The 24,020-nt window shown below is 53.7% G+C and carries 23 protein-coding genes; 8 read left to right on the forward strand and 15 right to left on the reverse strand.

Features of this window, described 5'->3' with window-relative positions:
* Window positions 1-50: 50 nt before the first annotated feature.
* Entirely contained in the window at window positions 51-995 is a 945-nt protein-coding gene (gene glsA, locus PAE68_RS17940) for a glutaminase A (protein WP_281889241.1), read from the forward strand.
* An 85-nt stretch (window positions 996-1,080) separates the two neighbouring features.
* Here glsA and kduI read toward each other — a convergent pair whose 3' ends face one another.
* Complete coding sequence (kduI, locus tag PAE68_RS17945) at window positions 1,081-1,914, reverse strand: 5-dehydro-4-deoxy-D-glucuronate isomerase (RefSeq protein WP_281889243.1); 834 nt, start codon at window positions 1,912-1,914, stop codon at window positions 1,081-1,083.
* A 315-nt stretch (window positions 1,915-2,229) separates the two neighbouring features.
* On the opposite strand from kduI, the gene PAE68_RS17950 reads away from it, so the two are divergent.
* On the forward strand, window positions 2,230-3,537 hold the full coding sequence (locus PAE68_RS17950) for an aminotransferase class I/II-fold pyridoxal phosphate-dependent enzyme (RefSeq protein WP_281891127.1): 1,308 nt from the start codon (window positions 2,230-2,232) through the stop codon (window positions 3,535-3,537).
* Between the two features lie 116 nt (window positions 3,538-3,653).
* Here the strand turns inward: PAE68_RS17950 and PAE68_RS17955 are convergent, their stop codons facing one another.
* From PAE68_RS17955 to PAE68_RS17965, 3 genes are all read right to left on the reverse strand, one after another.
* The gene (locus PAE68_RS17955) at window positions 3,654-3,818 is read right to left on the reverse strand and encodes a hypothetical protein (RefSeq protein WP_281889245.1); all 165 of its coding nucleotides are present in this window, start codon (window positions 3,816-3,818) and stop codon (window positions 3,654-3,656) included.
* Window positions 3,819-3,855: 37 nt separating this feature from the next.
* Window positions 3,856-5,109 (reverse strand): threonine ammonia-lyase IlvA, encoded by a 1,254-nt coding sequence (gene ilvA, locus PAE68_RS17960; RefSeq protein WP_281889247.1) that lies wholly within the window; start codon window positions 5,107-5,109, stop codon window positions 3,856-3,858.
* Between the two features lie 170 nt (window positions 5,110-5,279).
* Complete coding sequence (locus tag PAE68_RS17965; protein ID WP_281889249.1) at window positions 5,280-6,548, reverse strand: S-layer homology domain-containing protein; 1,269 nt, start codon at window positions 6,546-6,548, stop codon at window positions 5,280-5,282.
* Window positions 6,549-6,731: 183 nt separating this feature from the next.
* Between PAE68_RS17965 and PAE68_RS17970 the strand changes: the two genes are divergently transcribed.
* The gene (locus PAE68_RS17970; RefSeq protein WP_281889251.1) at window positions 6,732-8,417 is read left to right on the forward strand and encodes an FAD-dependent oxidoreductase; all 1,686 of its coding nucleotides are present in this window, start codon (window positions 6,732-6,734) and stop codon (window positions 8,415-8,417) included.
* Between the two features lie 87 nt (window positions 8,418-8,504).
* Here the strand turns inward: PAE68_RS17970 and PAE68_RS17975 are convergent, their stop codons facing one another.
* Together PAE68_RS17975 and PAE68_RS17980 are read right to left on the reverse strand one after the other, a co-directional pair.
* On the reverse strand, window positions 8,505-10,046 hold the full coding sequence (locus PAE68_RS17975) for a DEAD/DEAH box helicase (protein WP_281889253.1): 1,542 nt from the start codon (window positions 10,044-10,046) through the stop codon (window positions 8,505-8,507).
* Between the two features lie 89 nt (window positions 10,047-10,135).
* Window positions 10,136-10,957, reverse strand: a complete 822-nt coding sequence (locus tag PAE68_RS17980; RefSeq protein WP_309299360.1) for an alpha/beta hydrolase family protein — start codon at window positions 10,955-10,957, stop codon at window positions 10,136-10,138.
* A 130-nt stretch (window positions 10,958-11,087) separates the two neighbouring features.
* On the opposite strand from PAE68_RS17980, the gene PAE68_RS17985 reads away from it, so the two are divergent.
* Window positions 11,088-11,345: a DUF2573 family protein gene (locus tag PAE68_RS17985; protein WP_281891129.1), complete on the forward strand. Its 258-nt coding sequence runs from the start codon at window positions 11,088-11,090 to the stop codon at window positions 11,343-11,345.
* A 9-nt stretch (window positions 11,346-11,354) separates the two neighbouring features.
* On the opposite strand, the gene PAE68_RS17990 is transcribed toward PAE68_RS17985, so the two are convergent.
* Window positions 11,355-12,131 carry an SDR family NAD(P)-dependent oxidoreductase gene (locus PAE68_RS17990; RefSeq protein ID WP_281889256.1) on the reverse strand — a complete coding sequence of 259 codons (777 nt, stop codon included), beginning with the start codon at window positions 12,129-12,131 and terminating at the stop codon, window positions 11,355-11,357.
* 99 nt (window positions 12,132-12,230) lie between these two features.
* Window positions 12,231-12,689, reverse strand: coding sequence for a chemotaxis protein CheX (locus PAE68_RS17995; protein ID WP_281889258.1), 459 nt, complete (start codon window positions 12,687-12,689; stop codon window positions 12,231-12,233).
* A 478-nt stretch (window positions 12,690-13,167) separates the two neighbouring features.
* On the opposite strand from PAE68_RS17995, the gene PAE68_RS18000 reads away from it, so the two are divergent.
* Together PAE68_RS18000 and PAE68_RS18005 are read left to right on the forward strand one after the other, a co-directional pair.
* On the forward strand, window positions 13,168-14,055 hold the full coding sequence (locus PAE68_RS18000) for an IS1595 family transposase (RefSeq protein WP_281889260.1): 888 nt from the start codon (window positions 13,168-13,170) through the stop codon (window positions 14,053-14,055).
* A gap of 241 nt (window positions 14,056-14,296) precedes the next feature.
* Window positions 14,297-15,091 carry an HAD-IIA family hydrolase gene (locus tag PAE68_RS18005; protein ID WP_281889262.1) on the forward strand — a complete coding sequence of 265 codons (795 nt, stop codon included), beginning with the start codon at window positions 14,297-14,299 and terminating at the stop codon, window positions 15,089-15,091.
* Window positions 15,092-15,109: 18 nt separating this feature from the next.
* On the opposite strand, the gene PAE68_RS18010 is transcribed toward PAE68_RS18005, so the two are convergent.
* Both PAE68_RS18010 and PAE68_RS18015 read right to left on the reverse strand, forming a co-directional pair.
* Window positions 15,110-15,682, reverse strand: a complete 573-nt coding sequence (locus PAE68_RS18010; RefSeq protein WP_281889264.1) for a PadR family transcriptional regulator — start codon at window positions 15,680-15,682, stop codon at window positions 15,110-15,112.
* A gap of 11 nt (window positions 15,683-15,693) precedes the next feature.
* Window positions 15,694-17,265, reverse strand: coding sequence for an MDR family MFS transporter (locus tag PAE68_RS18015; RefSeq protein ID WP_281889265.1), 1,572 nt, complete (start codon window positions 17,263-17,265; stop codon window positions 15,694-15,696).
* Between the two features lie 242 nt (window positions 17,266-17,507).
* Between PAE68_RS18015 and PAE68_RS18020 the strand changes: the two genes are divergently transcribed.
* Window positions 17,508-18,410, forward strand: a complete 903-nt coding sequence (locus PAE68_RS18020; RefSeq protein ID WP_281889267.1) for a LysR family transcriptional regulator — start codon at window positions 17,508-17,510, stop codon at window positions 18,408-18,410.
* A gap of 7 nt (window positions 18,411-18,417) precedes the next feature.
* Window positions 18,418-19,224: a histidinol-phosphatase gene (locus PAE68_RS18025; RefSeq protein WP_281889269.1), complete on the forward strand. Its 807-nt coding sequence runs from the start codon at window positions 18,418-18,420 to the stop codon at window positions 19,222-19,224.
* Between the two features lie 79 nt (window positions 19,225-19,303).
* Here the strand turns inward: PAE68_RS18025 and PAE68_RS18030 are convergent, their stop codons facing one another.
* The 5 genes from PAE68_RS18030 to cyoA all read right to left on the reverse strand — a co-directional run bounded on the left by PAE68_RS18030 (window position 19,304) and on the right by cyoA (window position 24,005).
* Complete coding sequence (locus PAE68_RS18030; protein WP_281889271.1) at window positions 19,304-19,879, reverse strand: hypothetical protein; 576 nt, start codon at window positions 19,877-19,879, stop codon at window positions 19,304-19,306.
* A 117-nt stretch (window positions 19,880-19,996) separates the two neighbouring features.
* Window positions 19,997-20,332, reverse strand: coding sequence for a cytochrome o ubiquinol oxidase subunit IV (cyoD, locus tag PAE68_RS18035; protein ID WP_281889273.1), 336 nt, complete (start codon window positions 20,330-20,332; stop codon window positions 19,997-19,999).
* 1 nt (window position 20,333) lies between these two features.
* Window positions 20,334-21,002 (reverse strand): cytochrome o ubiquinol oxidase subunit III, encoded by a 669-nt coding sequence (cyoC, locus tag PAE68_RS18040; RefSeq protein ID WP_281889275.1) that lies wholly within the window; start codon window positions 21,000-21,002, stop codon window positions 20,334-20,336.
* A complete protein-coding gene (locus PAE68_RS18045; RefSeq protein ID WP_281889277.1) occupies window positions 21,003-23,060 on the reverse strand; it encodes a cbb3-type cytochrome c oxidase subunit I in 2,058 nt (685 codons plus the stop codon). It lies immediately after the preceding gene.
* A gap of 21 nt (window positions 23,061-23,081) precedes the next feature.
* Window positions 23,082-24,005: a ubiquinol oxidase subunit II gene (gene cyoA / locus PAE68_RS18050; RefSeq protein ID WP_281889279.1), complete on the reverse strand. Its 924-nt coding sequence runs from the start codon at window positions 24,003-24,005 to the stop codon at window positions 23,082-23,084.
* Between the last annotated feature and the right edge of the window lie 15 nt (window positions 24,006-24,020).

The following is a 24,020-nucleotide window of genomic DNA, read 5'->3' on the forward strand; positions in this document are numbered from 1 at the left end:
TGCTAGAAGGAATAGATAACGGGTGGCTACCCGAAGGAGGCGTTAGCCCTATGACGAATGAAGCGCAATGGCAGCACATAACCGCACAGCTTCCCCTGTGGCTCGCCAAGAGCCGCAGCGAAGCGCAGCATGGCCGTCCGGCCAGCTACATCCCCGAGCTCGCCCACGCCCCGGCAGACGCGCTCGGCGCAGTCATCCTGAGCGCCGACGGACGGAAGCTGGAGGCTGGAGACAGCAGCTACGTGTTCACGCTGCAGAGCATCTCGAAGGTGTTCACCCTACTGCTTGCGCTCATGGACCAAGGCGAGGAGCGTGTATTCCGCAAGGTCGGCATGGAGCCGACGGGCGACGATTTCAACTCGATGCTGAAGCTGGAGCTGGTCGAGCCGGGCATTCCGTTCAACCCGCTCATTAACGCGGGAGCGATTACGGTCACCTCGCTCATTGCCGGACAGACGCCAACGGAGAGAACGAGCCGCGTGCTTGCTTTTTTCCGCGAGCTGACGGGTGACCCGGCCTTGACCTACAACGAGACGGTCTATGCTTCGGAGAAAGCAACCGCGCACCGCAACCGTTCGCTCGCTTACTTCCTGAAGGATAACGACGTGCTGGACGCCGATGTGGAGGAGACGCTGGACGTGTACTTCAAGCATTGCTCGATCGAGGCGGACTGCAGTCACCTGGCACGTCTTGCCCTCGTGCTGGCGCTGAACGGCAAGGACCCGCACACCGGGCGTGAGCTCGTGCCGCGCAGATATGTGCAGATCGCGAAGTCGTTCATGATTACGTGCGGCATGTACAACGCGTCGGGCGAATTCGCGATACAGGTCGGTCTGCCTGCGAAGAGCGGCGTCGCCGGCGGCATTCTGGCGCTCGTGCCGGGTCGATACGGCATCGGTGTCGTCGGACCGGCGCTGAATGACAAGGGCAACAGCGTAGCAGGCGTTCACTTGCTCCGTACGATGTCGGAGGCGATGGACTGGAGCATTTTTTAACCGATTCATACACGAGCTTACGCAAAAAAAGGACAGGAGTCTGCAGCACGCAGCGCCTGTCCTTTTACTATTAAATAAGAAGCAATTACTTCAAGTCCTGCATCGCCACATGGTCCATGTCGGAGAACTCCTGGTTCTCGCCAGCCATCGCCCAAATGAACGTGTAGTTACTCGTGCCTACGCCGCTGTGAATCGACCAGCTCGGGCTGATGATTGCTTGCTCATTGCGCACGACTACATGGCGCGTCTCCGTTGGCTCGCCCATCAGATGGAATACGACGCCATCCTCTGGCATATCGAAGTAGAAGTACACCTCGGAGCGGCGGTTGTGCGTGTGGCAAGGCATCGTGTTCCACATGTTGCCCGGCTTCAGCAGCGTCATACCCATGACGAGCTGGCAGCTTTGCACGCCGTTCTGATGGATGTACTTGTAGATGGTGCGCTCGTTCGAGTTCGTGATCGAGCCGAGGTGCGCAGGCTCCGCCTCGCTGATCGCGACCTTCTGCGTCGGATAGTTCTTATGCGCTGGTGTGGAGCTCAGGTAGAAGCGCGCAGGGTTAGCAGGGTCCTGACTCTTGAAGATCACGTCCTTGTTGCCAAGGCCAACGTACAGGCAATCCTTGCTTGCCAGCTCATAATCCGTGCCGTCTACGGACACGATACCCGTAGCACCGACATTGATGATGCCGATCTCGCGGCGCTCGAGGAAGAAGTCCGCGCCCATGTCATGGCGGTCAGCCTCCAGCTTGATTGGGGCAGTCGTTGGAATCGCACCGCCTGTAATGAAGCGGTCGACGTGGCTGTACACGAGCTTCAGCTCGCCTGGCACGAACAGCTGCTCGATCAGGAACTCTTGGCGAAGACGGTTCGTGTCGTAAGCTTTCACTTCGGTTGGGTTCGTTGCGTAACGGATTTCCATAATAGATGGGGCCTCCTTGAGATGATGTATATATTTGTACATACAAGCATGGACACGGCAGCAGCTGAACGAGCAGAACAACCTATGATTGAAACGTTTCAATCATAGTCTAAAGCAAATATCAGCCGTACCACACTTCGCACGTATATATCCTAACATAGCAAACGGTCTATGCCAAGATAGCAATTCGTAACAAGTTGTTGTACTTACAATAGTCGGCCAAGTATATGTAAAAAGCACCGTGACGCTCCCGCGGTAAAGTGGTATAATATTGGCTAATGTCAGCGAAGAAAGAAGATGGAAGGAATGAAGTTCATGAATCCTCTTGCACAAGGATTGAACGACACGATTAATCAAGAGAACAACCACGTCTACGACATGCTGTCCGAGCTCGGACGCCAGATCTATTTCCCGAAGGTCGGCATTCTAAGCCAGTCGGCCGAAGCGAAGGCGAAGGCGAAGAAGTTCAATGCTACGATCGGCACTGCGCTCGAGAACGGCCAGCCGATGCACCTGAAGGTGATACAGGATACGCTGAGCGCTTATGAGCCGAAGGACATCTACGAGTACGCGCCGCCTGCGGGTAAGCCAGAGCTGCGCGCTGCTTGGCGTGCCAAGATGCTGGAGGAGAACCCTTCGCTGCAAGGCAAGAGCGTCGGCAATCCGATCGCTACGAACGCATTGACTCACGGCCTCAGCATTGTCGCTGACCTGTTCGCAGGAGCTGGTGATGCAGTCGTCATTCCGGATAAAAATTGGGAAAATTACGAGCTCACCTTCGGCATCCGCCGCGGTGCCGAGCTCGTCTACTACCCGCTATATAATGAAGCGCGCCGCTTCAACGCCGACGGACTGCGCGACGCACTGCTCGCCCAGAAGGATAAGGGCAAGGCGATCGTCGTGCTGAACTTCCCGAACAACCCGACCGGCTACTCGCCGGATGCAGAGGAGGGCAAGGCCATCGTTGAAGCGATCCGTGACGCAGCGGAGGCTGGCGTCAATGTTGTCGCTGTCACCGACGATGCCTACTTCGGCCTCTTCTTCGAGGATTCGCTGCAGGAATCGCTCGCCGGTCAGCTAGCCGATCTCCATCCGCGCGTACTGTCGATCAAGATCGACGGCGCGACGAAGGAAGAATATGTGTGGGGCTTCCGCGTCGGCTTCATCACGTACGCTGGACAGAGCGAGACGATGCTCGCCGCACTTGAGCAGAAGACGATGGGCATTATCCGCGCGACGATCTCGAGCGGACCGCACCCGTCGCAGACGTTCGTGCTGCACGCACTGCAGTCGCCCGAGTTCAAGGCGCAGAAGGAAGAGAAGTTCAACATCATGAAGGGCCGCGCGAACCGTGTGAAGGCGCTGCTGGACAGCGGCAAGTACGGAGATGTGTGGGAATATTATCCGTTCAACTCCGGCTACTTCATGTGCCTGAAGCTGAAGACCGTGACCGCCGAGGCGCTCCGCACTCACCTGCTCAACCAGTGCGGTGTAGGTACGATAGCCTTGGGCGAGACAGATCTTCGCGTCGCCTTCTCCTGCATCGAGGAAGCGAACATCGACGAGCTGTTCGATACGATCTACCAGGGCGTGCTCGATGTGCAGGGCGTTACAGCGAAGTAAGCAAGACGTTACAGGCTGCAATAAGACGAAAGCCAAGCACCGACTGCGGCGCACACGATGCGCCTATCAGCCGATGCTTGGCTTTTTTTCTCACATCTATCATTCATCCATTCCGACTACAACCGTACCGAGCCTTGACCTCGCCTTGATCCGGACCAGCCGTTGCGGTCACTCGAGCTAGGAGCGGCCAGAGCTGGCGGCTGCCAGCGGTCGTCCTCCTCCAGAAACTCCTCATAATCCTCAATGAACGTATCTGTCATCGGTCCCTGCTTCTGCTCCATAGCTTCTCCCCCCTCGCTCGTCTGCTTCGCCTATAATCTAGATCAGCAAATTGAACAAATTCGGATCCTTGTTAATCTCAACAACCGATAGTCCCCGCTCCTCCATACGCCCGATCAGCGGTCCGTAGTCTTCCTTATGCTTCAGCTCGATGCCGACCAGCGCTGGACCGTTCTCCTTGCTCGTCTTCTTCGTATATTCGAACCGCGTAATGTCATCGTTAGGCCCGAGCACGAATTCGAGAAATTCGCGGAGCGCACCCGCTCGCTGCGGGAAGTTGACGATGAAGTAATGCTTCAGCCCTTCGTAGATCAGACTGCGCTCCTTAATTTCCTGCATCCGATCAATGTCGTTGTTGCCGCCGCTGATGATGCATACTACATTTTTACCTGCGATATGCTCTCGATACAGATCGAGCGCAGCGACCGACAGCGCGCCGGCTGGCTCGGCGACGATCGCGTTCTCATTGTACAGCTCGAGAATCGTCGTGCACACCTTCCCCTCGGGAACGACGACAATGTCGTCCACGACCTCGCGCGCAATCTCATAGTTCAGCTCGCCGACCCGCTTCACCGCCGTGCCATCGACGAACTTGTCGATGTTCGCCAGCGTCACGATGGACCCGGCATCAATCGATTGCCGCATCGAAGGCGCACCAATCGTCTCCACGCCGATGACGCGCGTCGAAGGACTGATGCCCTTCACGTAGGTGCCGACGCCCGACATCATGCCGCCGCCGCCGATACCGCCGAATACGAAGTCGACCGGCTCGCGCATGTCAGCCATCAGCTCCATGCCGATCGTCCCTTGACCGGCAATGACCTGCGGATGGTCGAACGGATGTATGAAGGAGAGCCCTTCCCGTTCCCCGTAGGCGAGCGCCTCGCGCAGCGAGTCGTCGAACGTATCTCCGGTCAGCACGACCTCGACCTGCTCGCCGCCGAACAGCTTCACCTGCGATATTTTTTGACGTGGCGTCGTCGTTGGCATGAAGATCTTCCCCGGTATGCCGAGCGCCTTGCAGGAGTACGCCACCCCTTGGGCATGGTTGCCGGCGCTCGCGCATACGACGCCCTTCACCAGCTGCTCCTCGGGCAGCATACGAATTCGATAGTACGCACCGCGAATTTTGAACGAGCGAACGACCTGCAGATCCTCGCGCTTCAAGTACACGTTGCAGCCGTACCGCTCAGACAGGATGAAGTTTTTTTGTAGCGGCGTATGATGGACGACATCCTTCAGCAGATGGCTCGCCAGCATGATGTCCTCCAGCTTGATTCGATTAGATGTCATCGGATATCCTCTTTGCGCATTTTTCTACTAATTATACACGTCCTCATGGAAAAGAACAGCCCTTCCGGACACCGTCCGCATCCGAACGAACGTTCCTGGAAAGGCTGTTCCTTGTATCCGCGCCGTAACGCTAACCTTTATCATATCTGGACAGCTATCGCTGTCTCTATTTATTTAATAATGATCGTGTGTACAACAGACTGCTTGCCTCTCAGCTCAACGGTGCGGCCGCTCGTAAGCAGGCTCACATCGCCGGAGATGTACAAGTTCGACGACAGGCTGTAGACCGCAGTCTGCACACCTTCATACACCGCTTGATTCACCGAGATCGTCGCCAGCTGACCTTGTGAGTTCAGCGTATAGCCGTTCAACGTGCCGTTTACTGTAAAATCAACCGTTTGATCCGGGGCATTCACAACGTCTGCACGCTTCGTTACTTCGATGAAGATCGCTTTGCCGTTATATGTGCGGATGAGCACCTCGTCACCGGCCTTCAGCTCAGCGGCACCGACTCGCGTGCCATTGCGGAACACGTAGACGCCTCCGTCAAGCTCAATGTTGACGACCGAGCCGTTCGCCGTGCGCACTTGGACGATGTTGCTCGACACAGCGGCCGTCACACTGCCCTTCACGGCTGCCTGGTCTGGCAGCTGGTTGCCTGTGCGATCGAGCAACGCGGCCAGCTCGGCGCGTGTTACAGGCTGGTTCGGACGGAACGTGTTATCCTCGTAGCCGTCGATCAGCTTCTTCTCCAGCGCAACTGCGACATAGCCAACGGCACCCGCTGGAATCTTGTTCTCATCCTTGAACGGAAGCTGGGCGTTCATTCTCGTCTTCGCCTCGCCCTGCAGCTTGAGCGCCTTCACGAGCAGCGTCGTCGCCCACAGTCGGTCCGCCTCCTTCTCAGGCTGCACCGCGAAGTCCGTCTCCGCGAACAAGTCGTTCTCGAGTGCAACTGCGACGTAGCCGACTGCCCACGGATACTTGTCCTTCACCTTCTCGGCATCGGAGAAATTCAGGTTCGTCTGCTTCGCAGCTGTCGACTCGGCTTGCTCACGCAGTCCCATTAAGCGGACAGCCGCCGTAATGGCTTCGATGCGTGTAATCGTTTTGCGCGGCTGGAACGTTCCGTCCTCATACCCCTCGAACACTTGCTTGGAGGCAAGGCTTGCTATGTATCTGGCTGCCCACTCTACGTCCTTGCCCTTCAGGTCGTCGAAGCTCAGCTTAATTTCGATTTTGCCATCCTTCGATTCGAACTTTATGCCTCCTGTGGCACTCGCCGAATTACGCTGATTGTGCTGGCTGCCGGAGTTTTTCCCCTTATCATGGCTCTTGCCCTTGCGATCATCACTATCAGCCCATGCCGAAGCCGAACCACCAAGCACCATAGCCAGTGTCAATGCGGATACAATCGATCTCTTGAAAGCTTTGTTCATGTTCATTTCTCCTTCATATGTAGAATAAGTGGATAATGAATCATTGAGAACCTTCGCGAAGTGTTCCTTGATTTACTACAGGTTTCGGCACTCCACAATTGTTTGCGGGGGTGCACTTACTCAATTTATAAAATAATGGTAGACTTGTTCATAGCCATAAATAAAGGAGAGATCAGAAAGCCGATGAAACATACAACGAAACGGATGATGGCCGTGCTCATCGCTGCAGCCTTCGCGCTGCTTGCTGTCATCTACGTATTCACGAATCAGAATGAGACGAAGTCTGGTACAGACGGAAGCTCCCCCGCCGCACAATCGTCACAGCCGAACGGGAACGCTCCTGGTGCAGACGGCCAGACCGACAAGCAAGCCGGAGCCAACGGAGCAGCCCCCTCTGCAGACAGCAAGACGAAGCCTGCGCCACAGGACGAATTACAGCCTCCCGCAGAGAAGCTCGACGTCCTCGTCATCGGCAGCGAGCTAGAGGGACTATACCTCGCCCGAGCTGCTGCAGACGAAGGCTTGAAGGTGAAGGTGATTGATCCTCGAGCCGCCTTCGGCGGTCAGGTGCTTCAAGGCGAGATGCTGTTCCTCGACGAGACACGCGACGACCAACACCGCCTGCTCGTCCAAGGCCGGGCGAAGGAGCTGTTTGACGGCTTCCGTCAAGGCAAGATACGTAAGCTGAACGAATTCGAGCAATATTTCGCTAAGCTGACGCAAGGGATTCCGGTCGAGCAAGGCGTCAAGCTGGAGGCCGTCGACGTTCAGCCCGGACAGTTCGACGGTGGCGAAGCCGTCAAGAGACTGACCTATCGCACGAAGGAAGGGCAGCTCCGCAAGGTCGAGGCCGCCTACTGGGTCGAGAATACCGACTACGCCGCCTTCGCAAGTAAGCTGAAGGTGAAGCGACTGCCCGGACTTGAAGCATTTTACGGACAATCCAATATCGAATATATGAGTGCAGGCATGATGCTGAAGTTCAAGAATGTAGACTGGGCGAGGTTCCAGCAGACGTTCAACTCGATGCCTACAGAGGAGCGGAGAGCGAAGTACGGATGGGGCTCCATCGATAACAGCTTCGCCATCGGCTTGACTGGAATGACGAACAAGTACAAGCCGACCAGCGACCGATTGTTCCTCCGCGGCTTGAATGCGGTCCATCAACGCGACGGCGAGGTGCTGATTAACGCCTTCCTCGTCTATACCGTCAATCCAGCGGACGATGCTTCCGTTAAGGAGGCGATGGAGCTCACGAAGAAGGAGCTGCCGCTCATCCTGAAGCACTTCAGAGAGCATGCCATCGGCTGGGAGAAGGCGGAGTTGAACGATACGCCGAATTACTTGTACATTCGTGAGTACGATCATTACGAGACTGACTATGTATTGAAGCCATCCGATATGCTCGGCGCGAAGATGTTCTGGGACAACGTCAGCATCGGCGGCTATCCGCTCGACCTGCAAGGCACCAGCGCGAACAAGTGGGGCATCGAGATGGGCCGCCCGGACAAGTACGGCATGCCGCTGCGCAGCTTCATGCTGAAGGGCTACGATAACGTGCTGCTCGCTGGCAAGAACGTTGGAGCGTCCGCGATCGCCTACGGCAGTGCCCGCATTCAGCCGAATACGAGCCTTGCCGCCGAGTCCATCGGCGTCATTCTCGGCCAGATTCACGGGAAGAAGCAGCTGCGGGAGCTGAAGGAAGCAGACATGCCTGCTCTGCACAGCTACCTGGCATCGAAGTACAGCATCAAGCTGACTGGAGTAACCGGCAACAACAAGCTGACCGGCTGGACAGCAGACGAAATTGCGAAGCTCGATACAGGGGAGATTGTGTACGCGCAATATGTGAAGAAGAAGCAGAAGTAATCACTTTTCTACAATAATAAAGGATGCCTCCTTACGTGTATGTATATAACGGTAAGGAGGCATCCTTTTATTTTATCGCTTGCATTTCTACTTGTTAGGCGTCGTTCGATCTGGCTTCGCCTTCAGCCACTTCGGCGCACCCTTGTTTTTGCGGTCGCGTTCCTTCTCACGCTCGAGCGCACGATTGCTTGGAGCAGGAGGCTGTGCCGCCTTCTTCCCGCCTCCCTGCGATTGCTTACCTCCAGACGCTTGACCCGATTTCGCCGCGTTCCCATTAGACTTCGCTGCACGACCTGAAGTGCCCTGAGCGCCGGAAGGCTGCTGGCGAACCGAATGACCACCAGGCAATCCGTTGGAACGACGCTCACCACCAGTCTCGGCATCCACCTGTGCATCTGTCCCTGACCCGTTCTGCTCCTGTCGAGCAGGCTGAACCTTGACCAGCTTCCTCGCGTTACCAGCTTCCGCACCAGCGGCAAGACGACTATTTTCACGAGGATCGAACAGCTTGCCATGGCTTAATATTTTACGTTGAATGACGATGTCCAGTGCCTTCTCGAACTTCTCCATAATGAATTTCTGCTTATGCGTAATGATCGATATCGCTAGCCCTCGGCGGCCCATTCGTCCCGTGCGACCGACACGATGAACATAATGGTCAGCATCGATCGGCGGGTCGAGATTGAACACATGCGTCACCTGCGGGAGATCGAGACCGCGAGCAGCGATATCGGTTGCAACCAGCAGCTGGAAGCGTCCGGCGCGGAACGCCTGCATCGCCTTCGCTCTCTCCTGCTTGAACGAGTCTCCGTACAAGCCCTCGGCTGACAGCCCCGCATACTTCAGCTTATGCACAGCCTCCCCGATATCGTCGGTATCATTAATGAAGACGATAGCTGCCTTCGGATTTTCGAGCCGCACCAGGCGCCGCAGCGTATCGATCTTATCCCGCTCCTCGCACATTACATACAGATGCTCGAGCGTCTCAGCTGTTCGCTGAGACGGATTAACCCGTACATATTCGGGCTCATTCATCCACGTATCGATGACAGCCTGCGTCTGCGGAGGGAACGTCGCGGAGAAGAACAACATTTGCCGATCTCTCAGCATTCCCTTCAGCAGCGCAACGACCTCCTTCATGGAGCCCAGCTCGAACACTTGATCGACTTCATCGACGACTAATGTGCGAATACCGGTCAGCTTCAGCTTCCGCATCGCAGCCAGCTCCTGAACCCGTCCCGGCGTGCCGACTACGATGTGCGGCTTAGTCCGCAGCTTATCGATTTGCCTCTCGATCGATGCGCCACCGATCAGCTGCTGCACCCGTATATCCGTACCTTCCGTAAGCTGCTCCAGCGTATGAACAATCTGCATGCCAAGCTCCCGCGTCGGCACGAGCACCATCGCTTGCACCTCACGCAGCGTTGGTTCAATATGGTGAAGGATTGGAAGCACATAAGCCAGCGTCTTCCCTGTACCCGTCTGAGATTGAGCAACAATATCTTTTTTTTGCAACGCGACAGGAATCGCCTCCGCCTGAATCGGCGACGGCTCCGTAATCTCAAGCTCCTCCAGCCGCTGTACATATATCGGATCAATACCTAACTGTCCAAAGCCCGAATCTACCATTTACATCATCCCTTTGTGCTTAATCTATCTAGTATAACAGGTTGAATTCGAATGAACAAAGCAGACTGTCCTTACAGCCCACAGCGCTACTACGCCTCCGCCATCTCCTCCCGCTTCCGCTCAATCCATCGGAATACAGCATTCAACGCTCGTTCATCCTCATCTCTTGGAAAACGATGCTTCAGCCCATCATATAGCTCCATCGCATAATCATGACTTGCCGCTTCAAGCGCATGTGCAAGCTTCCGGGCTTGCTCCACGCTCACTTGGTCATCCTCCGTCCCGTGAATGATGAGAACTGGCACTCGGATTTGATCAATCCAATATATAGGCGACCGATCCTCATACGCCTCGGCCTGCTTCTTCGGATGACCGACGACTCGCTTCAGCATCCGTCGCAGGTCTACACGCTCCTCGTACGTATCGAACAGGCTGCTTACCCCGCCCCAGACGACGACAGGTCCAGCCTCCGGACACTCCTTGGCCGCCAGCAGCGCCATGAGCGCCCCCCGTGAGAAGCCGATCAATGGTACGGGGCCTGGCTCTACTTCAGGAAGCTGCAGCACCATGGAGATCGCATGGCATACGTCGAAGCGGTCCTCACCTCCGAAGTCCTCCCGCCCCTCCCCACCTTCGTTGCCTCGGTAAAAAGGTGCGAATATGACGAAGCCCCGCTTCGCCATCGACATGATTCTGCGCTTACGCACCATACCAACCTTACGAATTCCGCCGCGGCAGTAGATGACAGCAGGAACTGGCCTTCCCATATCCGGAACAGCCAAGTAGCCCTTTACCTTCAGCCCTTGGCTTAGATAGGTGATTAGGAATAATGATATACCGCGTACAAAGCTTCTCAGCTCTTGTCGTTCAAGCAGTTGACCATCGCTTTCTGCCGTACTGCAGAGCTCCATCTCGATTGACTGCTTTGCTCCTGCTGGCTTCCCCTCAACCTGTACCATCATACCACCCCAATTTTGACACATACTGACTACAACGTTACACTTACGTTATTATGACCGGAAAGGTGGACATTCAATGAACATGGAGCAATCGTTCGTAACCGAATTCGAGGCGCTTGTCGAGAAGTTTTCAGAGCTGCTAACTGGAGACACTTCACCGGAAATGCTGGAGAAGATCAAAGTATGGGCCATTTACAGCCACATACACAAGACGATGCCCGCACTGGCCAGCCACTGGAATCAATCACATCCGGAAGGCAAGGCTGCCATTCGCGTCCTGTTCGAGGAAGTACGGGAGCTTAACCTGAAGCTCAAGGAAGCCAACAAAACGGAGGCGTAAAGCCCCCGTTTATTTATTGCTGAGCAGCTTGTACGCAATCTTGTCAAACAGTCTCGGAAACAGCTGATACAGCTTCACGCTTGCCGCAGCGGTGAATGGCAGGTCCACCTCGGCCTTGCGCTGTTCAATCGCTCGCAGCATGTGCGACACGACCTGCTCCGGCTTGAGCATAAACCACTTCACGTTCTTCACATAGTTGCCTCCAGGGTCTGCAAGGTCGAAGAACGGCGTATCGACTGGACCCGGATTAATAGCTGTAATCGACACTCCAGTTCCCACCAGCTCCTGGCGCAAGCTATTTGTCAGCCCTAGCACCGCGTGCTTCGTAGCTGTATAGCCGCTTGACTTGGCAGAGCCGACCTTGCCAGCCATCGAAGCGACGTTCACGATATGACCGCTGCCTTGCTTCAGCATATAAGGAAGCACTGCCTTCGTACAGCGAACCGTTCCCATATAATTGACATCCATCATACTCTCGAACTGCTCTAAGGGAGCTTCAGCGAACTTCTCGAAGACGCCGTAGCCGGCATTATTGATAAGAATATCAATCCGCCCATATTGCTGAATCACTTGCTCGACAACTGCTTGCACCTGCTCGGTCTTCGTCACGTCCAGCACATATGTGCCGTGAAGCCCATGAATGCTTGCTGCAGCCTCCGACAGCTTCGACTCAGAGCGCGCAGCCAAGATCGGGATGCCGCCACGCTCCGCAACCATTCGCGCAGTTAGAGCGCCAATTCCGCTAGAAGCCCCTGTAATCACCACAATCTTATCTCGAACAAACATCTTGTATGTACCCCCGCATGAACATTTTTTCTGAATAGTTACAACTAAAAGAAGCGAAAGTGCTCTGTTTCACTACACAGAACAGCTATCGCTTCTAGCTTAAGAAATAAGTACTTGAATGTCCAGCTCACCAATACCTTCCATAATAAGTGGAATGGTCAACGCTTTCTTAGCGTCAATACCGTCTGAGCTAGACGAATGAAGCATCTTGGGCGGCGTAATGTCTACCCGAACACCTTGGTTGAACAGCATCGTGCTCGCATTACCACTAATCATATTGCTCAGCTCAGATATAGCGCTCTTGCTCATATCATCCATCTCGCTAATCGGATACCCGCCCATCATGGCCGACACGACCTTGAGTGCGACATCTTCCTTCAGACCGAACACGATATCTCCTTGCATCTGGCCTGTCATACCAATTTGTATCCATATGTAATTATCAATAAATATCACGTCTTTGACACCAAGCTCGCCTGTAGAGGGCCGGACATTAGCAACTTGTTCAATAACGATTCTCGCGGATTCCAAGAATGGATTTATTAGCTCTGCTTTCATGAAATGACAGGTCCCCTTTTCGACAAAATCCTTCTGATCCGTAGGACTTAATGTTATTTCATTATACCCAATATTATGCCCGCCGTATAGGAGGAATTCAGCATCGAAGCTCTAAAAAATATTGGTAATATTGCATAAATCGACTGTCTGGCTCAATGGATATCCAATTAGTTAGATAGATCGTAGGCTACAACTACTTCGAACCGTTATAACTGCTCTCTACCGTGATAACCGCTCTCTAACGTTATAACTGCTCTCTACCTTTACAGCTCCTTTTGACCATTATCCCCCTTGCTCAGTATGCACGTCGGACCCATTTCTCCTTCGAAACCACGATTCTGAAAATCCTTCGCCCCAATTTCTCTCCATATGTTCAATATCATTAATTCCATTATTATGAAATACACCGTTGACACAGGAACTTATGTTCGATATAATTTTAGTTATAAGAACAGCAGTTTGGTATGGAGGGGCTCACATGCAGGCATCCGGCAAGGGCAAGGATGATATTAATTTCATTTACAAGTCGGATGCACAATGCCAGGAAGAATTGTTCCGCAACAAGTGGCCTAACGGCTTCCAATGCTCGCAGTGCGGTCACCGTTCTGCCTACACCATTCGTTCTCGCAAGCTTCCGTTATATGAGTGCAGCCAATGCTCGCATCAGCATTCCTTGTTAACCGGAACTATTATGGAGAAGAGCCGCACTCCTCTGTATAAATGGTTTGCCGCAATGCATCTCGTCTCACAACATGGCATCAGTGCCACGCGATTAAGTGTTATGATTCAGGTTACCTACAAAACGGCCTGGCTCATGCTACAAAAAATACGGCACGCCATCAGCGACGCAAATCAGCATTCAAAATTATCAGGTGCTGTTTACATACAAAGTGCTTACTATGGAAATCCATTCGTCAGCAAGCTGCAGGCTCATCCTAGCAGACATCCTTTACTTGTCGGAGCCTCAATGCACGACCCGTCTACACCGATGCAGGTCACTATTCAACAGATCGGATACGAGTATTTAAGATACAATCAACTTATTCCAACAGGCATGCAATGGTTTAAAGATCATTTTACCCTTCCAACAAGATGTAACTACGAATGCGTTACTGCTCTTTTCAGTACTACGAAAAAAGTCGCTCTTCTTCAAATTGCTGCTCAAGCTTCATCTTGGCTGAACAATACGTTCCGAGGAATAGGCTCTAAGCACCTGCAGGTGTATCTTGATGAATTTTGCTTTACGCTCAACTACTCACTACAAGGCATTGATAGCTACCCAGCCCTGCTACAGCTTTGCTCACAATCGACTCATCGGACCTACATGTCAATCGTGAATAAAGCTTGCCTCAAGCTGGCCGCATAATAGCTACGATGTAGCCTCATTATCAACAGGAAGGCGCACGTCTACGGCACTTAGTTTGATCAAGTCAGTGGAGATCATGCTGCCTTTCTCCTTGCCTATTTCCTGAGTCGAGGGGATAATGATTCAATGGAGGCTTCGGGATATGCTCCACCCTCCAGACTTGCAGACTTGAGATGCTTCGAATTTTCGCAGTGTAGTTTAAGGCTCGAATCTAAATGAACAAGTAGGAGTTGCTCATCTTATGCCGGGGTTTTTGCTCGATTTAGACGGAACACTTTATAATGGGGATCAACCAATTCCATATGCTGCGGAGTTTATTCGTTTTTTGCGTGAAAGACAGTATCCGTTTTTGTTCGTCACGAACAACTCCTCTCGTACACCAGCAGAGGTGGCCGAGCATCTGATACGTACTGGAATCGAGGCCGACGAACGTGAGGTGCTAACATCTGCTCAGGCAGCAGCACATTATTTAGGCACACTGGAGCTCCCTGCACGCCTTGTATACTGCATCGGAGAGCGCGGATTACGATTAGCACTGGAAGAGGCCGGATTTGAGCTGCTTAACGAAGCTGAGACGAGCAGGAGCGCGGCGGCTGTCGTGCAAGGTATTGATCGAGCTCTTACCTATAACAAGCTGCTGGAGGCCGTCAGTCACATCCGGAACGGTGCAGCTTCGATCTTGACGAATCCGGATCATCTGCTTCCCTGGAACGGCGTGCTGACCCCAGGGGCCGGGGCCATCGCTGCCTCCATCGAGAAGGCTTCGGGAGTAGCCCCACTCGTTATCGGCAAGCCCTCACCCATTATTATGCAGTTAGCTGCATCGCGCGTGGGATTAGCCCCATCGCAGCTATGGACCGTCGGGGATAATATGCTAACCGATATTCGCGGTGGTCTCGACGCTGGAACAAGAACTGCACTTGTGCTGACAGGTCTTGTGACGGAACAAACATTGGAAATGCATGTCGAGCAAGCTGGTGTAAGACCGGAGCTCGTATGCCGGCACTTGATGGAGCTCGCGGGCCAATTCGGTTAACTAAGGGTTGCATTAAGGTTACATCGCCCCAGCATCGTCAATCGGCTCGCCCTTCATCTTCAATCGATCTGCAGCTGCATCTGCAGATAGCCGCTCCAGCCAGCGAAGCTCCACTACGGCGTGCTCCAATCGTCCCTTCATCATATGGAGCACGGCTCGCGGCACATCGTGAATGTGACTCTCGTACAAGTCCTTCAAGTGAGTCACAATGCGTTGCTGCTCCATAATCTGATGTTGTAGCAGCTCGTGAATGCGGCTTGCTCTTCCGTGCTTGGCGAATGCCAACGCTGCATACAACGGATGATGAATATGCTTGCTCTCCGCAAACTGAGCATCCAGAAGCTCATGAAACAACTCGGTCCCCCTCTCCGTTATCCGGTATATGGTACGGTCCCGTTTCCCGCCTAACTGAACCTTCGCGACAACTTCAACATAAGCCTCCTGCGCCAGCTTGTCGATTGCATAATAGAGCGAGCCTTCCTCCATCTTAATATAGTGCAGCATGGCTCGCTCCTTCATCTTCTGCATCAGCTCGTACGGATGGCTGTCACACTCCATTAGCAAACCCAATATGACTAGCTTCATCGACATGAGTGCACCTCCTACAAGGACCCGAGCTGAGAACCATGAGTATCGTCATTGTCGTCCTTAGAGGGACGGCCAGCATGATCCTTGCTGTTACTACTTAGCTCAAGCCTCGCATTACCCATGAGCAGCACGAATAGGAAAGCCGCGGCAGCCATCGAGATCGACACCTGGAACACGAAGGCGATCGATTCGGCGAGTCCCATAATCAATTGATCCATAACGGGCTTCGGTACAGAGGCACGAAACTGCTCGCTCAGCAGTACGTGAGGATCTACTGGAGCAGAGTCGCTGCTCCCGTTCATTGATTCTCGTAGCTTGTCGTTCAATGCATAGCTCTGAACCATACCAAGAATCGTCACGCCTACAGCTGAGCCAATCGATCGGAAAAAAGTAGTCAGACTCGTCACAACGCCGCGAAATTCGAAGCTTACACTTTGGACGGAAGAAATGGATACGACAGGAAATGATGTTCCAATCGATAAACCAAGCATGATCATGTACATGGTCACAAGCCATCGCGGTGTATCAGTTGTCAACGTTCCAAGAAGCACGGTTGCAACGAGCAGCATGGATACCGAGACGAGCATGATGCTGCGGTAAGAGGTCTTGCCTATGAAGCGACCTCCGATCATGCTGCTCGCCACTACTCCAAGCATCATCGGGGTGAGTACAAGACCGGAAGCTGTAGCAGTACCTTGGAATACGCCTTGAATATAGAGCGGTATATACGTAGCAGCAGAGATCATCAATGCGCCGTAGAAGAAGCTCATTCCCATATTGGCCGTAAACAGTCGCTTACGGAACAGATGCAGCGGCACGATTGGCGACACCGCCTTCTTCTCGACTAGCAGGAACAACACGAACAGTGCCACGGTAGCGGCGAACAGTCCAATGATTGTTACAGATGCCCATGGGTATCCTTCCTTACCCCCGAGCTCAAGTCCCAGCATGAGACTGATGACTGAAGCACCGAATACTAGTGTGCCGAGCCAGTCGACTCGCTGATTCGGATTCGAGGGGAGCGCCGGGTGGTAGAACAAGGCGATCAGAATGAACGCAATAACCCCTAGCGGCAGGTTAATATAAAAGATCCACTGCCAATTCACATAATCCGTGAAATATGCGCCGGCCAGCGGACCTAACACACTGGAGATGCCGAATACGGCGCCGAACAGCCCTTGCATCTTGCCCCGCTTCTCAGGAGGAAAAATATCGAAAACGATCGCAAATGTAATCGGCATAAGCGCTCCGCCCCCGATTCCTTGCACCGCCCGGTAAATGATAAGCTGCAGCATCGTCTCCGCTGTCCCGCAAAGCGCAGAGCCCACCATAAATACGATAAGCCCTATCATAAAAAACAGCTTCCGCCCATACATGTCGCCGAGCTTGCCGAAGATTGGCATCGCTACGACGTTCGCGATCAAGTAAGCCGAAAACACCCAAACAAACTGCTCCAGACCGCCCAGTTCACCAAGAATCGTCGGCATCGCCGTCGATACGATCGTCTGGTCAAGCGCCGCGAGCAGCAGCGCAAGCATAAGACCCGCAACAGTCCACGTAATATTGGAAGCTCTCTTATTGGTCATCTTGCATCCCGCCTTTTTTTAAGTAAGGTACATCACCAATTCATTATACTCAAATTTGAGTATGTCTCAATCTAGTCCATTAAATATTTACAAAAGCTCATGAAGCTAAGTTTGCCCTTCCCTACTTCGTGTCATATAATGAGGAGTGAGAAATTTATTTTATACCTCATATGCAATATGAAGAAAAACTCTATCAATCAGCAGAGCGTGTGCACGTTCACACCTTGGAGAGGAGGAACGACGTGAACCTTAATCAGCTGGAGACGTTAATTACCATCTCGAAGACGATGAGTTTTCGAAAGGCTGGGGAAATTCTAAACTTAACACAACCAGCCGTATCCGCCCAAATCAAAAGCTTGGAGGACGAATTTAAAACCGTCTTAATCGATCGTAACCAGCCGGTTACGTTAACCGATAGCGGGCGTGTGTTTCTGGAGCATGCGGAGATGATATTGCAAACAGTCGATGATCTGAAGCAAAGACTCGCAGACCTGAACCAGACGCCTCAAGGTCATATTCATTTAGGCACAACGACTTCCATCGCGATGCAAATATTGCCTCGCGTATTGTCCTATTTCCAAAATCAGTTCCCGCTTATTAAGACAACTATACATTCAATGTCGACTGCGACAATTATGCAAAGCGTGGAAAACGGCTCAATCGATATCGGTATCACTTATTTATTCGATAAGCTGCCTTCCCTCAGCAGCTCTGTGCTGTACTTCGATACGTTCGAGCTTGTGGTGGCGCCGGAGCATCCGCTGGCCAGATTCGCGCACATCCCGATTGAGCGTCTACATGACCTGCCCCTTATTATGCTGTCGCCGGAAACAGCAGGACGACGGTTTATTGATCAGATTTTCAAGCAGCTCTACATTACACCGCAAATTGTCATGGAGCTGTCCAGCAGCGAAGAGGTAAAGCGGATGGTTGAGCTCGATCTCGGAGCGGCGATTATTTCGAAGATGTCGATTCAGAATGAGCTCAGACTCGGTACGTTAAAGATGATCAAAGTCAATGAGCTGGAAACAAGTCATCCGGTCGGTGTCGTGTACAAGTCCGGCAGATATTTAAGCTCGGCTCTTCATCAGTTTTTACAAGACTTGAAGGGAATGCAGGAAATCCAATTCATCGGTTCGGAGTGATATAACCATGAAATTCGATTTACATACGCATCATGAACGGTGCGGACATGCAACAGGGACGATTCGCCATTACATCGAAGCCGCGATGAAACGGGGGCTGCATGTGATCGGAATCAGCGATCACTCGCCGTATTTCGGCAGCGACAAGGAGCATGCTCAGCCCGGCATCGCGATGGCCAAGAGCGAATTCGCCCTGTATGTGGACGAGGTGCTGAAGCTGAAGGCCGAGTACGCGGGGCGTATCGACGTCTTGCTCGGCGTAGAATCCGACTTCTTCCCGGAGCATGCGGAGCTGTACCGCGGCATCTACGCTCAATATCCGTTCGACTATATTATCGGCTCCGTCCATCTGTCGGGAGGAGTCAGCATATTCAACAAGAAGCGCTGGAACGGCTTGACGACCAAGCAACAGGTCGAGCAGAAGGAGCTCTATTACGACCTCATCGAGCAATCTGCCCGCAGCGGAATGTTCCAGATCCTCGGTCACATTGATGCGATGCGCGGCTTCTATCCGGCCTTCTCAGATATCGAGACCGATGCGGTGGATAAGACGCTGAAGACGATTGCTGAGGAAGGCATTGCCATCGAGATCAACACATCCGGCAAGACGAAGGATTGCGGCGGCTGGTACCCGATTGACGCCGTTCTTGAACGTGCTTGCTACTACGGAGTTCAGGTAACATTCGGCTCAGACGCGCATGTTCCAGAGCGTGTAGGTGACGATTGGGACGAGGTAGCCGCTCGGCTGAAGGAAATCGGTTACCGCGAATGGGTATATTTCAAAGAAAAGAAGCCGCAGGTTGTACCGTTATAATCTAAGACGAGTAGCACAAAAAAACCGTCCCAGCTCCAAATAAACTTGGAGCTGGGACGGTTTTATTAAGATCATATTCTTATCGGTTGGAGGTACGACCTGGTCTGCGCTGCCTGTTGGCACGTTCTGCTGCACTGCTTGCCTTACGGCGCTGGCGGTTGCCGACTCTGGCGGGCCGCAGCGCGGACGTCTGCGCCTGCGGGGCCCCACCTGTCATCGCCCCTGGACCACCCAGACTGCCAATTCCTGCCCCAAGGCCGCCTATCCCCCCGACGAGCTTAAACACAGGGCTCATCGACTTCATGAAGCCGACGACCTTCTGAATCTTCCCCATCGTTGCAATGATGCCGTCGAGTCCGCCGACCCGATTGTACAGCTCGAGAAAGCTCGGACCGCCACCGAGTCCAGCACCTGCCGCGCCGCCGGCAGGCAGGCCGGACTGAAGGCCTGCGCCAAGACCTGCGTCCATGCCACCGTACGGCGACGACCAGCCCTGTACTTCCACGGCAGCTGACTCTACTGCCGGCTGCGGTCTTGCGACGCGGGGCTTCGATATACGCCCCTTCGTCCGGTGCTTACTCGCAAGCCGTACTTCCGCTCGGCGGCTTGCGCTTCTGCTTATTCCACCCGAATATGAACGTGTAATCTTGCTCATGCAGCACACCTGCCCTTCCGTCATCTATGATGCTGGCAATCTACTTGCTACACATTATGTCCAGCGATGTACGGGCGATTGGGTTCGTTTCCCAGCCTCTGCAAAATAGGCAGGCTATTAGTGAGCAACCTGATTATAGGTCATAATCCAAATGGAGCCGGAGACGATTGTAAGCAAAATAATCAATCCGAGCACAAGTGCAAGCATGTTCCATCGTGCATCCTTACCTTCCTTCAGATGCATGAAGAACACAAGCTGCACAGCAAACTGCAGGACAGCCATCGCTAAGATCAGCACGATCGTCGCGGTCTCGCTCAACAGCTTATTCATGACGGCTACAAGCGGAATAATCGTGAGAATGATTGACAGGGCGAATCCGATCACATACGATTTCAACGAGCCGTGTCCCGCTGACGAGGTATGCCCCGCCGCTCCTGAGTTCATACGTTCCATCCTACATCACCCCCATCAAGTACACGACCGTGAATACGAAGATCCACACAACATCCAAGAAGTGCCAATATAAGCTGATGACCTCTACCTTGCGCTTCGTTACGGGCGTAATGCCTCTTCTCCGAAGCTGAAGCATTAAGCCAACCATCCATACGAGACCGATGGATACGTGCAGTCCGTGCGTACCTACTAGTGTGAAGAAGGCCGACAGGAAGGCGCTCGTACCGATCGTTGCCCCTTCGTGAACCATCGTCACGAACTCGGCGATCTCCAGACTGATGAAGGCCGCCCCCAGTAATGCTGTTACGCCGAGCCAGCCGATGAGCGCCTTCTTGTTCCCTTGGTGCATCGCCAGCACCGCAAGGCCGCTCGTGAAGCTGCTCGTAAGCAAGATGAACGTCTCAGCGATAATACCCGGCATATGGAACAGCTCTTCTGGTGTAGGTCCACCGTTCGTGTTCGCCCTCAGGACGACGTAGACGGCGAACAGTGTCCCGAACAGGATGCAGTCGGTTATTAGGAAGATCCAGAAGCCGAACGTCTTGAGCGATTCGTGCTCATGCTCATGCTCCTCGGAATGGCTGTCATGTCCGTGACCGTGTGCATTCGGATGAGCTGAAGCTTGCCCAGCCGCGGCTATGGAGCCGCTCGAATTCACTGCATGTGCCATCTAGACGCCCCCCTTTCGTAAGGCGATGTCGCCTTCTATTTGTTCAATCTCGGAGACCGGAATATAGTAGTCGGTGTCATAGGTAAACGAACGGACGATCATGCAGATTGCTACACCGATCAAGGCTGGAATGGCCATCCACATCCAATGCCAGACGAAGCCGAAGCCGACGAAAAACCATAGCGTCGATTTGATGAACGGCAGGCCTGAGTTTTTCGGCATATGGATCGGCTCGTACTTCGGCTTAGTAGCTGCAATCTCCTCGGCAGTCTGCTTCGCCGCTTCAGACGCAGGAGTCAGAGCTGACGCCTCTGAAGCTGATGTAGAGCCAGCAGCCAGGCTCGCCGCCTTCTCCTGCTTGCGCTCCCACCAATCATCGACAGCCTTGATCTCCGGCAGCACCGCGAAGTTGTAGACTGGCGCTGGTGAAGGCGTCGACCATTCGAGCGTACGTCCATCCCATGCGTCTCCGGTGACATCCTTCTTATGCTGCTTGATGCTATAGGCAATCTGCCACACTTGGAAAATGAAGCCGATACCCATCAGGAAACCGCCAACAGTGGACACGAGATTAAGCGGCCCCCACCCCATGTCGAAATCGTACGTGTACATACGGCGCGTCATGCCCATCAAGCCGAGAATGTACTGCGGCATGAAGCAGACGTAGAAGCCGATGTTCCACAGCCAGAACGCCCATTTGCCCAGATGCTCGTTCAGCGTGAAGCCGAACATCTTCGGCCACCAGTAATAGAGGCCAGCGAAGAAGCCGAACGCCACACCGCCGATCAATACTTGATGGAAGTGCGCAATGAGGAAGTAGCTGTTGTGGAACTGAAAGTCTGCAGGCGCTACGGACAGCAGCACACCGGTCATCCCGCCGACGACGAAGCAGGGGATGAAGGCGATCGTCCACAGCATCGGCGTCTTGAACTGTATGCGGCCGCGGTACATTGTGAACAGCCAGTTGAACACCTTGACCCCCGTCGGGATCGCAATCGCCATCGTCGTGAGGGCGAAGAACGCATTGACATCGGCGCCCGAGCCCATTGTGAAGAAGTGGTGGGCCCACGTGAAGAACGACAGGACGCTGATGATCAGCATCGCGAACACCATCGACTTGTAGCCGAACAGCTTTTTGCGGGAGAAGGTGGCGACGATCTCCGAGAATATGCCGAACGCTGGCAGGATGACGATATATACCTCGGGATGTCCCCACATCCAGATCATGTTGATATACATCATCGGATTGCCGCCGCCATCGAGCGTGAAGAAATGTGTCCCCGCGAAGCGGTCGAGGAACAGCAGCGCCAATGTAATCGTCAAGATCGGGAAGGCGAAGATAATGATAATACAGCTCGACAGCACGGACCAGGTGAACATCGGCAAGCGCATGAGCGTCATGCCTGGCGCGCGCATTTTGAGAATCGTGACAATAAAGTTAATGCCCGTCGCCAAGCTTCCGATTCCGGACACCTGAATGCCCCAGATGTAGAAGTCTTGCCCGACACCAGGGCTGAACTCAAGACCGGACAGCGGCGGATAAGCAAGCCAGCCTGCATCCGGCGAGCCGCCGATGACGAACGAGACGTTGAACAGCATCGCGCCCCAGAAGAACAGCCAGAAGCTGAGCGAGTTCAGGAACGGGTAGGCGACATCGCGTGCGCCGATCTGCAGCGGAATAATGATATTGAACAAGCCGAACATGAGCGGCATCGCCATGAATAAGATCATAATGACACCGTGTGTCGTGAAGATCTGGTTATAGTGCTCGGCGTGGAGGAACTCTACATTGGGCAGCGCGAGCTGCAGTCGCATGAGCAGCGCGTCGACGCCGCCGCGGAACAGCATGAGAAGGGCGCAGATAATATACATAATACCGATGCGCTTATGATCGACGGTAGTCAGCCACTCGCGCCACAGCCAGCCCCACTTACGGAAGTACGTAAGCACGAAGATGATTGTAACCATAGCAATGGCGATGCTGACCTGTGCTCCTAATATTAGCGGATCGCCGGTGACGAAAAACTCGGAAGCAAACTGTTTAATCGAATCGAGCATGTTCCGACATCCTTTCTCTTTCTATTTAGTGGCCGATTCGGCCGGAATGTTAGGCTGTGCGTGTCCCCCATGGGCTCCATGGCCTGTAGGTGCATACTTGGTGACGATGCGCTGGAACAGTCCATCAGGGAACGACGAATACGACTTGCGCTCGGCGGTGCCCTTCTCCGCCAGTGCCTCATAGCCCTGCTCGGTCAGCTGTGGCGCCTGCTTCTTCAGCTGCGCGACCCACTGCTCGAACTGCTCAGACGATTCGGCATGGACGTCGAACCGCATATCGGCGAAATGCTCGCCACTGAAGTTCGCCCCTGATCCGTAATAAATACCGGGCTCATCCGCTTGCAGGAACAGCGTCATCGCCATCCCAGACATCGTATACATCTGACCGCCGAGCTGCGGAATCCAGAACGAGTTCATCGGTGCGTCCGAGGTGAGCTCGAACTTAATCGGCACATCCTCCGGAATGTGAATATAATTGACGGTCGCAATTCCGTGCTCCGGATACGTGAACAACCACTTCCAGTCCAGTGAGGTCGCCTGGATCGTAATCGGCTTAGCCTCGGATTCGAGCGGCTTCGAGGGCTCCAGCTCATACGTATACCGAACGGTAACAACGCCCAATATAGCGATGATGACAATTGGTATTGCCCACCATATCGTCTCGAGCGACGTGCTGTGGGACCATTCGGGCTTGTAGGACGCCTTGCTGTCGGGCTTGTCGCGATACCTCCACACGATGAAGGCCGTCAGCAATAGCACTGGCACCAGAATGACGCCGCAAAGCAATGAGGCGATCAGTATCAAGTCCTTCTGGCTCTGCCCGATCGGTCCCTTCGGGTCGAGCACGATGATCTGCTCGGTGCAGCCGGTCAGCAGAACAGCCGAGACGAGCAGCAGCAGCCACACGGCCGCGTGCTTGGCCTTCGCCTTTCTTAATCGATTCATAGGAATCCTCCTCTT

This window comes from Paenibacillus sp. YYML68, from assembly GCF_027923405.1.
Taxonomy (GTDB): Bacteria; Bacillota; Bacilli; order Paenibacillales; family NBRC-103111; genus Paenibacillus_G.

Bases quoted from the DNA above. Each gene is read 5' to 3' on its own strand.
- glsA (WP_281889241.1), top strand. From the start codon at position 51: ATGACGAATGAAGCGCAATGGCAGCACATAACCGCACAGCTTCCCCTG.
- kduI (WP_281889243.1), bottom strand. From the start codon at position 1,914: ATGGAAATCCGTTACGCAACGAACCCAACCGAAGTGAAAGCTTACGAC.
- PAE68_RS17950 (WP_281891127.1), top strand. From the start codon at position 2,230: ATGAATCCTCTTGCACAAGGATTGAACGACACGATTAATCAAGAGAAC.
- PAE68_RS17955 (WP_281889245.1), bottom strand. From the start codon at position 3,818: ATGGAGCAGAAGCAGGGACCGATGACAGATACGTTCATTGAGGATTAT.
- ilvA (WP_281889247.1), bottom strand. From the start codon at position 5,109: ATGACATCTAATCGAATCAAGCTGGAGGACATCATGCTGGCGAGCCAT.
- PAE68_RS17965 (WP_281889249.1), bottom strand. From the start codon at position 6,548: ATGAACAAAGCTTTCAAGAGATCGATTGTATCCGCATTGACACTGGCT.
- PAE68_RS17970 (WP_281889251.1), top strand. From the start codon at position 6,732: ATGAAACATACAACGAAACGGATGATGGCCGTGCTCATCGCTGCAGCC.
- PAE68_RS17975 (WP_281889253.1), bottom strand. From the start codon at position 10,046: ATGGTAGATTCGGGCTTTGGACAGTTAGGTATTGATCCGATATATGTA.
- PAE68_RS17980 (WP_309299360.1), bottom strand. From the start codon at position 10,957: ATGGAGCTCTGCAGTACGGCAGAAAGCGATGGTCAACTGCTTGAACGA.
- PAE68_RS17985 (WP_281891129.1), top strand. From the start codon at position 11,088: ATGGAGCAATCGTTCGTAACCGAATTCGAGGCGCTTGTCGAGAAGTTT.
- PAE68_RS17990 (WP_281889256.1), bottom strand. From the start codon at position 12,131: ATGTTTGTTCGAGATAAGATTGTGGTGATTACAGGGGCTTCTAGCGGA.
- PAE68_RS17995 (WP_281889258.1), bottom strand. From the start codon at position 12,689: ATGAAAGCAGAGCTAATAAATCCATTCTTGGAATCCGCGAGAATCGTT.
- PAE68_RS18000 (WP_281889260.1), top strand. From the start codon at position 13,168: ATGCAGGCATCCGGCAAGGGCAAGGATGATATTAATTTCATTTACAAG.
- PAE68_RS18005 (WP_281889262.1), top strand. From the start codon at position 14,297: ATGCCGGGGTTTTTGCTCGATTTAGACGGAACACTTTATAATGGGGAT.
- PAE68_RS18010 (WP_281889264.1), bottom strand. From the start codon at position 15,682: ATGTCGATGAAGCTAGTCATATTGGGTTTGCTAATGGAGTGTGACAGC.
- PAE68_RS18015 (WP_281889265.1), bottom strand. From the start codon at position 17,265: ATGACCAATAAGAGAGCTTCCAATATTACGTGGACTGTTGCGGGTCTT.
- PAE68_RS18025 (WP_281889269.1), top strand. From the start codon at position 18,418: ATGAAATTCGATTTACATACGCATCATGAACGGTGCGGACATGCAACA.
- PAE68_RS18030 (WP_281889271.1), bottom strand. From the start codon at position 19,879: ATGAGCAAGATTACACGTTCATATTCGGGTGGAATAAGCAGAAGCGCA.
- cyoD (WP_281889273.1), bottom strand. From the start codon at position 20,332: ATGGAACGTATGAACTCAGGAGCGGCGGGGCATACCTCGTCAGCGGGA.
- cyoC (WP_281889275.1), bottom strand. From the start codon at position 21,002: ATGGCACATGCAGTGAATTCGAGCGGCTCCATAGCCGCGGCTGGGCAA.
- PAE68_RS18045 (WP_281889277.1), bottom strand. From the start codon at position 23,060: ATGCTCGATTCGATTAAACAGTTTGCTTCCGAGTTTTTCGTCACCGGC.
- cyoA (WP_281889279.1), bottom strand. From the start codon at position 24,005: ATGAATCGATTAAGAAAGGCGAAGGCCAAGCACGCGGCCGTGTGGCTG.